Origin of the sequence: Pelomonas candidula, from assembly GCF_043555985.1 — a bacterium.
In the GTDB taxonomy this organism is placed as follows: Bacteria; Pseudomonadota; Gammaproteobacteria; order Burkholderiales; family Burkholderiaceae_C; genus Pelomonas; species Pelomonas candidula.
In genome coordinates, this window is record NZ_JBIGIC010000008.1 from 81,386 (window position 1) to 94,294 (window position 12,909).

Genomic DNA, 12,909 nt, shown 5'->3' on the forward strand with positions numbered 1-12,909 from the left:
GTCGGCGGGCTCCGAGCGGGCTGGCTGCCTGGCGTGATGTCTCTCTCGGTCAGACGCAAACCACGTCCGTTTCGTCGCCGTTTGATCGATGTCAAACCCGCGCGGGGCCGGAGTCTCAAAAATAGATGCATCTGAAATGCATGTTAAGGAGCAAGCATGACGCTGACCACCTATGGCACCCGGATCGACCTGCGGTCACTGGCGCCGCGGGAGCGGCATCCGCTGGTGTTCAACACCTTGCGCAGCCTCGGCAACGGCGAATCCGTCGAGCTGATCAACGACCACGACCCGACGCCGCTGCGCGAGCAACTGCGCGCTGAATGGCCCGACCGCTTTACCTGGGACGACCAGCAGGCCGGCCCTGAAGTCTGGCGCGTTCGCATCGTCAAGCTCGCCAGCCACGGTGACAGCCGCTGCTGCGGCTCGTGCGGCGGCGCCTGATCCATTTCCCATAACCACCGGGACTCATCATGAGAAACACAAGCAGGCTCTGGCGCTGGCTAGGGCTGATCTTTGTCCTGTCGTTCGGAGCCTTGGGCTATCTGGGCTGGCAGATCTATCTGACGGCGCCGCCCATCCCCAAGCAGGTCGTCACGACCGACGGCGAGGTGCTGTTCACGGCCGAACAGGTCGATCTGGGCCAGCAGGCCTGGCTGTCGGCCGGCGGCCAGCAACTGGGCACCGTCTGGGGCCATGGGGCCTACGTGGCGCCGGACTGGTCGGCCGATTGGCTGCACCGTGAGGCCGTGGCGCTGCGTGAGCAGCGCCTGGCCGAGCAGCAGCAGGGCGGCCGGGCGCTGACCGCTGCCGAGCAGGCCGCGGTCGATCAGGGCGTGCGCGAGGAAATGCGCCGCAACACCTACGACGACAGCAACGGCACCGTGAAGATCTCGCCCGCGCGCGCCAAAGCCATCCGCGAGGTGGCGGCGCACTACGAGGGCCTGTTCGGCACCGACCCGCGCCTGGACAAGCTGCGTGAGCAGTACGCGATGACGTCGGGCAGCCTGCCGGAAGCCGCGCATCGCCAGGCGCTGACCGCGTTCTTCTTCTGGTCGGCCTGGGCCGCCACGACCGACCGGCCCGGCGAGACCGGCCTCTCGTACACCAGCAACTGGCCTCACGAGCCCATGGTGGGCAACGTGATGAGCACCTCGGCCGCGATGTGGTCGATGGTCAGCATCATCCTGCTGCTGGCCGGCATCGCCGCGATGCTGTGGCTGCACCAGGGCGACGCGCACGAGGATGACGCCGCCGTGCCCGCGGCCGATCCGCTGCTGGGCGCCACCGCCACGCCGTCGATGAAGGCCACGCGCAAGTACTTCTTCGTCGTCATCGGCCTGATGCTGCTGCAGATCGCGATGGGCGCCATCACGGCCCACTACGCCGTCGAAGGCCAGTCGTTCTTCGGCCTGCCGCTCGCGGAAGTCCTGCCGTACACCATCAGCCGTACCGTGCACACGCAGATCGGCGTGTTCTGGATCGCGACCGCGTGGCTGGCCACCGGCCTGTACGTCGCGCCGCTGCTGTCGGGCCGCGAGCCCAAGCTGCAGAAGCTGGGCGTCGACCTGCTGTTCTGGGCGCTGATCTTCGTCGTGCTCGGCTCGACGATCACCGGCTGGCTGGGCACGCTGCAGCACCGCGGCGTCGATTTCAGCTTCTGGCTCGGCAACCAGGGCCTGGAGTTCACGAGCATGGGCCGCATCTGGCAGATCCTGCTGTTCATCGGGCTGCTGCTGTGGGTCTTCCTGCTGGGCCGCGCGCTGTGGCCGGCGCTGAAGAAGCCGTCGGAAACCCGCGGCCTCATCGCCATGGTGTTCCTGTCGGCCACCTGCATCGGCGGCTTCTACGCGACCTCGCTGACCTGGGGCCAGCACACCCACTACTCGATGATCGAGTACTGGCGCTGGTGGCTGGTGCACCTGTGGGTCGAGGGCTTCTTCGAAGTCTTCGCCACCGCGGTCGTCGCGCTGATCTTCACCAACCTGGGCCTCGTGCGCGCGGCCTCGGCCAACCGGGCCATCATCGCGGAGACCATCGTCTTCCTGTTCGGCGGCATCCTGGGCACGCTGCACCACCTGTACTGGACCGGCACGCCCACCTCGGTGATCGCCGTCGGCTCGGTGTTCTCGGCGCTCGAAGTCGTGCCGCTGACGCTGATCGGCCTGGAGGCGCTGCAGACGTACCGCCGCTCGAAGAACGTCGCCTGGCTGGGTGCCTACAAGTGGGTCATCCTGAGCTTCGTCGCCGTGGGCTTCTGGAACACCGTGGGCGCCGGCCTGCTGGGCTTCGCCATCAATCCGCCGGCCTCGCTGTACTACGTGCAAGGCCTGAACATGACGGCGGCCCACGGACACGCGGCGCTGTTCGGGGTCTACGGCATGCTGGGCATCGGCCTGCTGCTGTTCTGCCTGCGCGGCCTCTACGACCGTGCGCTGCACGCCGACAAGTTCCTGAAGCCCGCCTTCTGGAGCCTGAACATCGGCCTGGCGATGATGGTCTTCATGTCGCTGCTGCCGGCCGGCATCTACCAGGCCTACCAGAGCATCACCAAGGGCCTGTGGTACGCCCGCTCGCCGGAGGTCATCCACTCGAAGGTGATGGAGACGCTGGTGTGGCTGCGCGTGCCTGGCGATATCGTGTTCGCCGCCGGCAGCGTGTTCCTGGCCCTCTACGCGCTCTACCTGCTGCGCCGCCCCGCGGTGCAGCGGGTGCCGGCCGGAGCCGCCACCGCCGTCAAGCACTGACACACCATGAAGCTCACCGCCTTCACCGACTACAGCCTGCGCGTGCTGATCTACCTGGCGACGGAGCCCGACCGCCGGGCCACCATCGCCGAGATCAGCGCCGCCTTCGACATCAAGGCCAACCACTTGACGAAGGTGGTCCACCACCTCGGCAAGTGCGGCTGGGTGGTGACGGTGCGCGGCAAGGGCGGCGGACTGACGCTGGCACGGCCGGCCGACCAGATCGGCGTCGGCCGCGTCGTGCGCGACGCGGAGGGTGTGGACCAGCCGGCCGAGTGCTTCTCCGACGAGCAGAACCACTGCGCCATCGTGCGCAGCTGCCGCCTGAAGGGCGTGCTGGCCGAGGCGGTCGACGCTTTCTACGCGGTGCTGGACCGCTACACGCTGGCCGACATCACGCGCAACCGCGAGATGCTGGCCCAGGTGCTGCACTTCCACCCGGTGAGGGCCGCATGAAGGACGACCAGAACTACCCCTACGCCGGGCCCGAGGCGCTGCGCAAGCCCGTGCTCGCGGCGCTGCGTCGCGTCGTGGACCCGGAGGTGGCAATGACCATCGTCGACGTGGGGCTGGTCTATGGCGTCACGGTGACGCCCGAGCGGCTGCACGTGCTGCTGACGATGACGTCGGCCGCGTGCCCGGTGGCCGACGTCATCCTCGACGACATCGATGCCGAGCTGGAGACCGTCGCGCCCGCCGGCATGGAGGTCGATGTCGAGCTGGTCTGGGAGCCGCCGTGGACGACCGACCACATGAGCGCCAGCGCCAAGGCCTTCATGGGCTGGTGAGGAGCGGCTCATGCGCAATGGCAGACGCTTCGCCGGACGCTGGCTCCTGCTGCCGGCGCTGGCCGCGCCCGTCGCGCTGGTGGCCGGCATCGCCGGCGGGCTGCTGCGGGCCGGCGTCGTGCTGCCGGTCACCGGTGGCGACTGGCTGGGGGCGGCCGCGCTGGCGCATTCCTTCCTGATGATCTGCGTGGTGCTCGGCACCGTCATCGCCATCGAACGCGCGGTGGCGGTGGGGCACCCGCTCGCCTTTGTCGGCCCGTCGCTGTCGGCTGTTGCCGGCATCGCGCAGCTGGCCGGGGCAGGGCAGCTCGCCGCGTGGCTGGCCCTGGCGGCGTCGCTGGCCTTCGTCGCGGTCAACATCGTCATCGTGCGCCGGCAGCGCGCGGCCCACACGGGGTTGCTGCTGCTAGGCGCTGTCTGCTGGGCCGTCGGCTGCCTGGGCTATGCCGCCGGCTTGCCGGTGAACGAGGTGCCCTGCTGGTTTGCCTTCCTCGTGCTGACCATCGCCGCCGAGCGGCTGGAGATGACGCGGCTGATGCGCCGCCGCCCCGGCACGTCAGCGGCGCTGGCCGCCATCCTCGCGGCGCTGTTGCTGGGCGCGGTCGGCTCGGGCGTGCTGTTCGGCATGGCGCTCGCGGCGCTGGCGGTCTGGCTGCTGCTGTTCGACATCGCGCGGCGCACCGTGCGCACGCAGGGATTGAGCCGCTACATGGCCGTCTGCCTGCTGCTGGGCTACGGCTGGCTGCTCGTCGCCGGCCTGGCCTGGGCGGGCGCGTCGCGGGGCTGGCCGCTGCGCGACGCGGCGCTGCACGGCCTCGGGCTGGGCTTCGTCATCGGCATGGTGTTCGGCCACGCGCCGGTCATCCTGCCGGCCATCGCGCGCGTCAAGCTGAAGTTCGGCCCGGCCTGGTACGTGCCGCTGGCGCTGCTGCATGCGTCGCTGGCCGTGCGGCTGTTCGGTGGCCTGCTCGCCGTGGGGGCCGCGGGCAACGCGCTGGCCATCGCCGCCTTTGCCGCCACCGTCATCGGTGCAGCGCTGGCCTTCCAACATTCGCCGTCACGGCAAGGACAAGTCCATGGCACTGATCCGTCTTGAAGAACCCGCCCGGGCGCCGCTGCCGGGCTTCGCGCTGTTCGCGCTGGGCTTCCGCCCGTTCTATCTGCTGGCCAGCGTGTTCGCCGCGCTGTCCATCCCGCTGTGGGCGCTGCAGTTCTCCGGCCTGCTGGGCCATGCCTACCTGGCCGGACCGCTGTGGCATGCGCACGAGATGCTGTTCGGTTTCACGCTGGCCGTCATCGTCGGCTTCCTGTTCACGGCCGGCCGCAACTGGACCAACCTGCCCACGCCTGCCGGCGGCAAGCTCGCCGCGCTGGCGCTGCTGTGGGTAGCCGCGCGCGTGCTGGTGCTGACGCCCTACGGCGTCGCGGCCGCTGTCGCCAACGTCGCCTTCCCGCTGGCCGCGGCCATCGCGCTGGGCATTCCCTTCTACAAGGCGAAAAGCCGGCGCAACTATTTCTTCGTCGGCCTGCTGGTACTGCTGGCCGTGGTCGCGGGCTTCATCCACCTGGGGCGGCTGGGCGTCATCGAGGCATCGCCGCTGCCGGGCATCCGCGTGGCGTTGGACGTGGTGCTGTTCATCCTCGCCGTCATGGGCGGTCGTGTGATCCCGATGTTCACGAACAACGGCGTGCCCGGCGCCGCGGCGGCGAAGAAGCCGCTCGTCGAGAAGGCCGCGCTGGGCCTGACGCTGGCGCTGGGCGCCGCCGACCTGGCCGGCCTGACGGGCTGGCCGGTGGCAGTCGTCGCCGCCGCGGCCTGCATCGCGCACGGCTCGCGCTGGGTGTTGTGGCAGCCCTGGAAGACGCTGCGCGTGCCGCTGGTCTGGGTGCTGCACCTCGCCTACGCATGGATTCCCGTGCACCTGCTGCTGCGAGCGCTGGGCGAGCTGGGTGTCGTCACGCCGTCGCTGGCGACGCATGCGCTGACGGTGGGCGCCGTCGGCGGCCTCGTCATCGGCATGATGACGCGCACCGCGCGTGGCCACACGGGCCGGCCGTTGAAGGCAGACCGCTACGAGACGGCCTGCTATGTGGCCGTGGCGCTGGCGGCCGCCGTGCGGGTGGGCGTGCCGCTGTGGCAGCCGGCATGGACGGTGGGCGCCGTGCTGGCCTCGGCGACGCTGTGGTCGGCCGGCTTCGGCCTCTACGCGGTGCGCTACTGGCCGGTGCTGTCGCGCCCCCGCGTCGACGGCCGACCGGGCTGAACTTGATGGACTACTTCACCGTCAAGCTCATCCACCAGTGCGCCGTCGCGCTGTCGATCACGGGCTTCTTCGTCCGCGGCGCGGCGTCGCTGGCAGGCGCGGGCTGGGTGAACAGCCGGGCGGCCAGGACGCTGCCGCATCTGGTCGACTCCGTGCTGCTGCTGTCGGCGCTGACGCTGGCGGGCTTGCTGCACCTGACACCCGACCGTGCGCCGTGGCTGGCGGCCAAGCTCGTGGGCCTGCTGCTCTACATCGGGCTGGGCGTCGTCGCGCTGAAGCCGGGCCGGCCGGTCGCGGTCCGCGCGGTGGCCTGGGTGGCGGCGCTGGCGGTCGTCGGCTGGATCGTCTCCGTGGCGGTGACGAAGAACCCGTTGGGCTTCCTGGCCGCGGTCGTCGGCGCGGCGGCTTGATCCGCATCAAGAGCGGTCCGGCTCCCGGCGCCGAACATGCGCCGTCCACATAACCACTGTGTTGCACGCATGAACTTGCAGCATTTCTACGCTGAGGTCCCGCGCATCCGCGTCCAGGACCCGCTGGCGCGCCTGCTGGGTTGCACGGAGGACGGCCAGCTGGAGTACGGCTTTGGCGACGCCGTGCGCCTGACCGGCCATGCCTGCCCCACCGTCGCCTCGGCCTACTGGCTGACCTACCTCGCGCTGGAGCATCTCTACCCCGGTGAGCTGCCGCAGCGCGGCGGCATCAAGGTCGAGCTTCGTGACGACGCGCGCTCGGGCAGCACCGGTGTCATCGCCACCGTCGTGCAGATGCTGACGGGGGCCGCCGGCGGCTCCGGCTTCAAGGGCATCGCCGGGCGCTTCGGTCGTGTCGGGCTGATCCGCTACAAGCCCGACCTGCTGGCGCTGCTGCGCTTCACGCGGCTGGACACGCAGGAGGCCGTCGACGCCAACGTCGACCTGGCCCCGTTGCCGACCGATCCGCGCCTGGAGCCGCTGCTCGAGCGCTGCGCGACCGGCCGGGCGACGGCCGCGGACGAGCGCGAGCTCGGGCAGCTGTGGCAGCAGCGCGTTCGCTATCTGCTGCTGGACTGCGCCCGCGACCCGGCGGTGTTCGCGCTGCGGCCCGTCAAGCGGCATGCCGCGGCGGGCGCCATGGCGAGCTGACGGCCCGCTCAGGCCGGCGCTTCGTCGGTCTCCGGCTTCGGCTTCGCGTCCAGTCCCCAGTCCAGCCAGTCGTCACCGAACAGCTCGGACGGGTGCGGCGTCGCGATGCTGCCGTTGCCGCATTGCAGCGAATCGGCCGGGCAATATTTGTCGCAGCCCCAGCAGATGCGCTCGGGGTTGGCCGGTTTGATCGGGAATTTCTTGGCCATGGCCCACGATGCGCCCGGCGCGCCGCTGCCGTGTTGACGCAGCGCAAAAACTTGCGCCGCATCAAGGGCCGCCGGCAGGCCACCGCCCAGAATGACGCATGTTCATCCGCTGGAGCCGCGCCCGCCTCGCCACCAAGATCGGCATCCTCGGTGCCACCTTGCTGACCATCGGGCTCACCGCGATCTGCGTGACGCTGTGGATAGGCTGGCAGCTGGAGGGAGGCGCCGCCGCGGTCAACGAGGCCGGGCGGCTGCGCATGCAGACCTGGCGCATGGCCCACCTGGCGGCCACCGGCGACCGCGTGCAATTGCAGACGCAGGCTCGGGCCTACGAGTCGTCGCTGCGGCAGCTGTGGAGTGGCGACCCCGCGCGGCCGCTGTTCCTGCCCCGCGACGAACGGACTGCCGCCGCCTATCAGGCCGTGACCGAGGACTGGCGGCGCATGACCGCGTCCGCCGCGGACGGCCTGCCGGCGCCCAGCGGCGAGCAGGCCGAGGCACTGGTGCGTCGCGTGGACCTGCTCGTCAACGCCGTGGAGGCCCGCATGGCGGCCTGGAGCTCGCTGTTGTCGGCGGTCCAGCTGGCCCTCGTGGGGCTGGCCATCGCGGCGTCGGTGGTGTTCCTGTACGCGTCGCACCTCGTCGTGTTCGCGCCGGTGGACCGGCTGCGCCGCGGCCTGAATGCGCTGGAGCAGGGCACGTTGGGTGCGCGCATCCCCGGCGACGCGCAGGACGAGTTCGGCGAGCTGGCACGCGGCTTCAACCGCATGGCCGAGCGGCTGCAGGCCGTCTACGTCGGCATGGAGGGCGAGGTGCGCGCGAAGACGGCCGACCTGCGCCAGGAACAGCGCCGCCTGGCGGCTCTGTACGAGGCTGCGGCCTTCGCGGCCGGCGCGCGTTCGCAACGCGAGCTGGCGGCCGGCTTCGGCGACCGCGTGCGACAGGTGGCCCGCGCCGATGCCGTGGCCGTGCGCTGGCTCGACCCGAGCGAGCAGCGCCTCGTGCTGCTGGCTTCACAAGGGCTGCCGCCGGCGATGGTGGATGCCGAACGCTGCCTCGTGCCGGGCGACTGCCATTGCGGCGCGCCGCCACCGCGGGCCCGCGTCATCCCGATCGCGCCGAGCGGGAAGGCCAGCTCGCATTGCGCCAAGGCCAGCTTCGTCGCCCTCATCAACGTGGGGCTGACGGTGCAGGGCCGCGTGATGGGCGAGATCGATCTGCTGTATCGCGAGACGCCTCAGCTGCCCGAGGCCGACCGCGAGCTGCTGGACAGCCTGGCCAGCCACCTCTCCAGCGCGATGGAGAGCCTGCGCAGCGAGGCCATGCAGCGCGAAGCCGCCGTGGCCGAGGAGCGCGGCATGCTGGCGCGCGAGCTGCACGACTCCATCGCGCAGAGCCTGGCCTTCATGAAGATCCAGCTGCAGTTGCTGAAGGACGCACAGCAGACCGGTCAGGCCGCCACGGCCGCGCGGCTGCTGGACGAGCTGGCGCTGGGCCTGAAGGAAAGCACCGCCGACGTGCGCGCGCTGCTGATGCACTTCCGCACCCGCACCGACGGCGACGACCTGCTGCCCGCGCTGCAGCAGACGCTACAGAAGTTCCGCCTGCAGAGCGGCGTGCAGGCCGAGCTGGAGGTCGACGGCCACGGCGCGCCGCTGCCGGCCGACGTGCAGGTGCAGCTGCTGCACGTCGTGCAGGAGGCGCTGTCCAACGTGCGCAAGCATGCCGGCGCGCGGCAGGTGCAGATCCATCTGGCCCACCAGCCGCACTGGCAGATCGAGATCCGCGACGACGGCTGCGGCTTCGATGCCGAGGCCGGCGCGCCGGACGACAGCCACGTGGGCCTGCGCATCATGAAGGAGCGCGCCGCCAAGGTCGGCGCCGCCGTGCAGCTCGAATCCAGCCCCGGCGCCGGCACGCGCGTGCGCGTCTCCCTCCCCGAATCCGAGGCCGTGAGCCCCTGAACGCCATGAACAGCAGCGATCCCATCCGCGTCCTCGTCGTCGACGACCACACCCTGTTTCGTCGCGGTCTCATCGCATTGCTCGCCACGCAGCCGCGGCTGCAGGTCGTTGGCGAGGCGGGCGATGCCGGTGCCGCCGAGCGGCTGGCCGCCGAGCTGCAGCCGCAGGTCGTCCTGCTGGACAACCACCTGCCCGGCGTCAGCGGTGTGCAGGCGCTGCCGGCGCTGAAGGCCGCCGCGCCGGGCTGCCAGGTGCTGATGCTGACGATGAGCGAGTCCGAGGCCGACCTCGGCGCGGCGCTGCGCGCCGGCGCCTGCGGCTACCTGCTGAAGACGGCCGACAACGCCGAGCTGACCCAGGCCATCGAGCGTGCCGTGCGTGGCGTGTCCAGCTTCAGCGCCGAGATGGCCGGCAAGCTGGCCACGGCGTTCCGCCACGAGGCCGAGGTGGTCGCACCGCCGCCACCGGACCCGTTCGCCACGCTGTCGCCGCGCGAGCGCGAGATCGTCGAGCTGATCGCCCGCGGCGACTCCAACAAGCAGATCGCCCGCGAGCTGGGCATCGCCGAGACGACCGTCAAGATCCACGTGCAGCACCTGCTGCGCAAGCTGGATATCGACTCCCGCGTGCAGGCGGCCGTGCTGGTCACGCAGCAGCAGCAGCAGCAGCAGCGCGCGGGGTAGTTCTTCCGGACGAGGCCGCGTCGGCGGCCGTCCTCCCAGCGGCCGGGGCCGCGCTGATCGTCAGGCGAATGGGCGGCACAGCGCGCGCGCGGGACAGTGGCTTCATCGTCACTGAGGAAGAACGCGCATGAACGCCCCACCCGTCGACCGCAAGGCCTGGTCCGTCCTGATCGTCAGCACGCTGGCCTTCACCGTCTGCTTCATGGTGTGGATGATGTTCGGTGTCATCGGCATCCCGATCAAGAAGCAGCTCGGGCTCAACGCCACCGAGTTCGGCCTGCTGACGGCAATGCCGGTGCTGACCGGCTCGCTCGTGCGCGTGCCGCTGGGCATCTGGACCGATCGCTACGGCGGCCGCATCGTCATGGCGCTGCTGATGGCCGCCACGGTGCCGGCCATCTGGCTGATGGCCTACGCCACGCAGTACTGGCATTTCCTCGTCATCGGCCTGTTCGTGGGTCTGGCGGGTGGTGCTTTCTCGGTCGGCACGCCCTACGTGGCGCGCTGGTTCCCCAAGAGCCGCCAGGGCATGGCGATGGGTGTCTATGGCGCCGGCAACTCGGGTTCGGCGGTCAACAAGTTCGTGGCACCCGTGCTGCTCGTCAGCTTCGGCTGGGCGATCGTGCCCAAGGTCTACGCGGCCATCATGGCCGGCACGGTGGTGCTGTTCTGGCTGTTCAGCCACAGCAACCCGGCGCACCGCGTCACCAGCAACGCGAGCTTCCGCGAACAGCTCCAGGCGCTGAAGGACCCGCGCGTGCTGAAGTACTGCCAGTACTACAGCATCGTGTTCGGCGGCTACGTGGCGCTGGCGCTGTGGATGGTGCAGTACTACGTCGGCGAGTACGGCCTGGACATCCGCCTCGCCGCGCTGCTCGCGGCCTGCTTCAGCTTGCCGGGCGGCGTGCTGCGCGCCATCGGCGGCCTGCTGTCGGACAAGTACGGCGCCCACAAGGTGACGTGGTGGGTCATGTGGGTGAGCTGGATCTGCCTGTTCCTGCTCAGCTATCCGCAGACCGACTTCACGGTGCTGACGATGGCCGGTGCGAAGACCTTCCACATCGGTCTGGACGTCTACAGCTTCACCGGGCTGCTGGCCGTGCTGGGCGTCGCCTTCGCCTTCGGCAAGGCCTCGGTCTTCAAGTACATCAGCGACGACTACCCCGGCAACATCGGCGCCATCAGCGGCATCGTGGGCCTGGCCGGCGGCCTGGGCGGATTCGTGCTGCCCATCCTGTTCGGTGCGCTGCTGGACCTGACCGGCATCCGCTCCAGCGCCTTCATGTTGATGTACGGCGTCGTCTGGGTCTCGTTGATCTGGATGTACTGGACCGAAGTGCGCCGCACAGACGTCATGGGCCACGGCGCCCAGCCCGCCTGATCTCCTCCAAGGACACGACATGAGCAAGAACGACATCCAGGACTGGCGCCCGGAAGAGGCCGCCTTCTGGGAAAAGACCGGCAAGCGCATCGCCTACCGCAACCTGTGGCTCTCCATCCCGGCGCTGCTGTGCGGCTTCGCCGTGTGGGGCATGTGGGGCATCATCGCCGTGCAGATGTTGAACCTGGGCTTCCCGTTCAGCCAGGCCCAGCTGTTCACGCTGACCGCCATCGCCGGCATCGCCGGCGCGACGATGCGCATTCCTGCCTCCTTCCTGATCCGCCTGGCTGGCGGGCGCAACACCATCTTCCTGACCACGTCCATGCTGCTGGCCCCCGCCATCGGCACCGGCATCGTTCTGCAGCACAAGGACTGGCCGCTGTGGGCCTTCCAGCTGATGGCGCTGTGGTCGGGCGTGGGCGGCGGCAACTTCGCGTCGTCCATGTCCAATATCAGCGGCTTCTTCCCGAAGCGGCTTCAGGGCACGGCCCTGGGCCTGAACGCGGGCCTGGGCAACTTCGGCGTGACGACGATGCAGATCGTCATTCCGCTGGTGATGACGCTGCCGCTTCTTGGCGCACTGGGCGGCGCGCCCGAGCTGCTTTTGAAGGACAGCGGCTGGATCTTCGGCAAGATCGCCGCCGGCACGCCGACCTGGATCCAGAACGCCGGCTTCGCCTGGGTGTTCTCGCTGGTGCCGCTGGGTGCGCTGTGCTGGTTCGGCATGAACAACCTGAAGACGGTGTCGCCGGCCACCGGCTCGCCGCTGGTCGCCTTCGCCAAGATCACGTATCTGTACTCGCTGGCCTTTGTGCCGACCATCTTCATGCTCTGGCTCTACCTGCCCAAGCCCACCGGCCTGGGGCTGCTGAACATGTGGGTGGCGATTCCGCTGGACATCGTAATGGCGCTCACGGTCATGCGGCTGGCTGCCTTCGGCGAGATGAAGGAGGGCGTGAAGAAGCAGTTCGCGATCTTCGGCAACAAGCACACCTGGGCGCTGACGGCGCTCTACATCGTCACCTTCGGTTCCTTCATCGGCTTCTCGATGGCGCTGCCGCTGGCAATGAAGGTGATCTTCGGCATCAGCCACGTACCCGACGCCGGCGGCGTGATGCAGCACACGCTGAACAATCCCAACGCGCCCACCGTGCTGGCCTACGCCTGGATAGGCCCCTTTGTCGGTGCCGCCGTGCGGCCCGTCGGCGGCTGGATCTCCGACAAGGTCGGCGGCTCCATCGTCACGCAGGTCATCTCGGCCGTCATGGTGTTCGCGTCCGTGGCTGTCGGCTACGTGATGCAGCAGGCCTACGGCTCGGCGACGCCGGAGCAGTTCTTTCCGGCGTTCATGGGTCTGATGGTGCTGCTGTTCGCGGCCAGCGGCGTCGGCAACGGCTCGACCTTCCGCTCGGTCGGCGTCATCTTCGACCGCCAGCAGGCCGGCCCCGTGCTGGGCTGGACCTCCGCCGTCGCCGCCTACGGCGCCTTCATCGCGCCGGTGCTGATCGGCGAGCAGATCAAGGCCGGCACGCCGCAGTTGGCGTTCTACGGTTTCGCGGCCTTCTACGCCGTGTGCCTGGTGCTGAACTGGTGGTTCTACCTGCGCCGCGGCGCGGAGATCAAGAACCCCTGAAGCGCATTGCGCTTGGCAACAGCCCGCGGGCACGGAGCGTCGGTTCCGTGCCCGCGGGCTTTTGTGTTGGCGGGGGGGCATCGTCCGAAAGAACGATGCAGTGGGCGAGCTGCCTCGTCCTT

The 12,909-nt window shown here is 69.7% G+C and carries 13 protein-coding genes; 12 read left to right on the forward strand and 1 reads right to left on the reverse strand.

Annotation, left to right across the window (positions count from 1 at the left end; genetic code table 11):
- Nucleotides 1-156: 156 nt before the first annotated feature.
- The 8 genes from ACG04R_RS16660 (at nt 157) to ACG04R_RS16695 (ending at nt 6,917) form a co-directional block, all read left to right on the forward strand.
- The gene (locus ACG04R_RS16660; RefSeq protein ID WP_394412989.1) at nt 157-441 is read left to right on the forward strand and encodes a DUF2249 domain-containing protein; all 285 of its coding nucleotides are present in this window, start codon (nt 157-159) and stop codon (nt 439-441) included.
- 29 nt (nt 442-470) lie between these two features.
- A complete protein-coding gene (locus ACG04R_RS16665) occupies nt 471-2,744 on the forward strand; it encodes a nitric-oxide reductase large subunit (protein ID WP_394412992.1) in 2,274 nt (757 codons plus the stop codon).
- Between the two features lie 6 nt (nt 2,745-2,750).
- On the forward strand, nt 2,751-3,200 hold the full coding sequence (locus ACG04R_RS16670; protein ID WP_394412995.1) for an RrF2 family transcriptional regulator: 450 nt from the start codon (nt 2,751-2,753) through the stop codon (nt 3,198-3,200).
- Nucleotides 3,197-3,532, forward strand: coding sequence for a metal-sulfur cluster assembly factor (locus ACG04R_RS16675; protein WP_394412998.1), 336 nt, complete (start codon nt 3,197-3,199; stop codon nt 3,530-3,532). Before ACG04R_RS16670 ends, ACG04R_RS16675 begins: the two co-directional genes overlap by 4 nt.
- Nucleotides 3,533-3,542: 10 nt before the next feature.
- Nucleotides 3,543-4,628, forward strand: a complete 1,086-nt coding sequence (locus ACG04R_RS16680; RefSeq protein WP_394413001.1) for a hypothetical protein — start codon at nt 3,543-3,545, stop codon at nt 4,626-4,628.
- Nucleotides 4,609-5,796, forward strand: a complete 1,188-nt coding sequence (locus ACG04R_RS16685; RefSeq protein ID WP_394413004.1) for an NnrS family protein — start codon at nt 4,609-4,611, stop codon at nt 5,794-5,796. The genes ACG04R_RS16680 and ACG04R_RS16685 overlap by 20 nt, the downstream gene beginning before the upstream one ends.
- Nucleotides 5,797-5,801: 5 nt before the next feature.
- Nucleotides 5,802-6,206 carry a SirB2 family protein gene (locus tag ACG04R_RS16690; RefSeq protein WP_394413007.1) on the forward strand — a complete coding sequence of 135 codons (405 nt, stop codon included), beginning with the start codon at nt 5,802-5,804 and terminating at the stop codon, nt 6,204-6,206.
- Between the two features lie 69 nt (nt 6,207-6,275).
- Entirely contained in the window at nt 6,276-6,917 is a 642-nt protein-coding gene (locus tag ACG04R_RS16695; RefSeq protein ID WP_394413010.1) for a hypothetical protein, read from the forward strand.
- 8 nt (nt 6,918-6,925) lie between these two features.
- Here ACG04R_RS16695 and ACG04R_RS16700 read toward each other — a convergent pair whose 3' ends face one another.
- The gene (locus tag ACG04R_RS16700; RefSeq protein WP_394413013.1) at nt 6,926-7,126 is read right to left on the reverse strand and encodes a DUF3079 domain-containing protein; all 201 of its coding nucleotides are present in this window, start codon (nt 7,124-7,126) and stop codon (nt 6,926-6,928) included.
- A gap of 98 nt (nt 7,127-7,224) precedes the next feature.
- Here ACG04R_RS16700 and ACG04R_RS16705 point away from each other — a divergent pair, with 98 nt between their 5' ends.
- The 4 genes from ACG04R_RS16705 to ACG04R_RS16720 all read left to right on the forward strand — a co-directional run bounded on the left by ACG04R_RS16705 (nt 7,225) and on the right by ACG04R_RS16720 (nt 12,787).
- On the forward strand, nt 7,225-9,090 hold the full coding sequence (locus tag ACG04R_RS16705) for a type IV pili methyl-accepting chemotaxis transducer N-terminal domain-containing protein (RefSeq protein WP_394413016.1): 1,866 nt from the start codon (nt 7,225-7,227) through the stop codon (nt 9,088-9,090).
- Between the two features lie 5 nt (nt 9,091-9,095).
- Nucleotides 9,096-9,773 carry a response regulator gene (locus ACG04R_RS16710; RefSeq protein ID WP_394413020.1) on the forward strand — a complete coding sequence of 226 codons (678 nt, stop codon included), beginning with the start codon at nt 9,096-9,098 and terminating at the stop codon, nt 9,771-9,773.
- Between the two features lie 127 nt (nt 9,774-9,900).
- Nucleotides 9,901-11,154 (forward strand): MFS transporter, encoded by a 1,254-nt coding sequence (locus tag ACG04R_RS16715; protein ID WP_394413024.1) that lies wholly within the window; start codon nt 9,901-9,903, stop codon nt 11,152-11,154.
- A gap of 19 nt (nt 11,155-11,173) precedes the next feature.
- Nucleotides 11,174-12,787 (forward strand): MFS transporter, encoded by a 1,614-nt coding sequence (locus ACG04R_RS16720; protein ID WP_394413027.1) that lies wholly within the window; start codon nt 11,174-11,176, stop codon nt 12,785-12,787.
- The last annotated feature ends 122 nt before the right edge of the window (nt 12,788-12,909 follow it).

Excerpts from the sequence above, each read along its gene's own strand:
- ACG04R_RS16710 (WP_394413020.1), top strand. The coding sequence starts at position 9,096 with ATGAACAGCAGCGATCCCATCCGCGTCCTCGTCGTCGACGACCACACC.
- ACG04R_RS16700 (WP_394413013.1), bottom strand. The coding sequence starts at position 7,126 with ATGGCCAAGAAATTCCCGATCAAACCGGCCAACCCCGAGCGCATCTGC.
- ACG04R_RS16695 (WP_394413010.1), top strand. The coding sequence starts at position 6,276 with ATGAACTTGCAGCATTTCTACGCTGAGGTCCCGCGCATCCGCGTCCAG.
- ACG04R_RS16680 (WP_394413001.1), top strand. The coding sequence starts at position 3,543 with ATGCGCAATGGCAGACGCTTCGCCGGACGCTGGCTCCTGCTGCCGGCG.
- ACG04R_RS16705 (WP_394413016.1), top strand. The coding sequence starts at position 7,225 with ATGTTCATCCGCTGGAGCCGCGCCCGCCTCGCCACCAAGATCGGCATC.
- ACG04R_RS16720 (WP_394413027.1), top strand. The coding sequence starts at position 11,174 with ATGAGCAAGAACGACATCCAGGACTGGCGCCCGGAAGAGGCCGCCTTC.
- ACG04R_RS16665 (WP_394412992.1), top strand. The coding sequence starts at position 471 with ATGAGAAACACAAGCAGGCTCTGGCGCTGGCTAGGGCTGATCTTTGTC.
- ACG04R_RS16675 (WP_394412998.1), top strand. The coding sequence starts at position 3,197 with ATGAAGGACGACCAGAACTACCCCTACGCCGGGCCCGAGGCGCTGCGC.
- ACG04R_RS16685 (WP_394413004.1), top strand. The coding sequence starts at position 4,609 with ATGGCACTGATCCGTCTTGAAGAACCCGCCCGGGCGCCGCTGCCGGGC.
- ACG04R_RS16690 (WP_394413007.1), top strand. The coding sequence starts at position 5,802 with ATGGACTACTTCACCGTCAAGCTCATCCACCAGTGCGCCGTCGCGCTG.
- ACG04R_RS16660 (WP_394412989.1), top strand. The coding sequence starts at position 157 with ATGACGCTGACCACCTATGGCACCCGGATCGACCTGCGGTCACTGGCG.
- ACG04R_RS16715 (WP_394413024.1), top strand. The coding sequence starts at position 9,901 with ATGAACGCCCCACCCGTCGACCGCAAGGCCTGGTCCGTCCTGATCGTC.
- ACG04R_RS16670 (WP_394412995.1), top strand. The coding sequence starts at position 2,751 with ATGAAGCTCACCGCCTTCACCGACTACAGCCTGCGCGTGCTGATCTAC.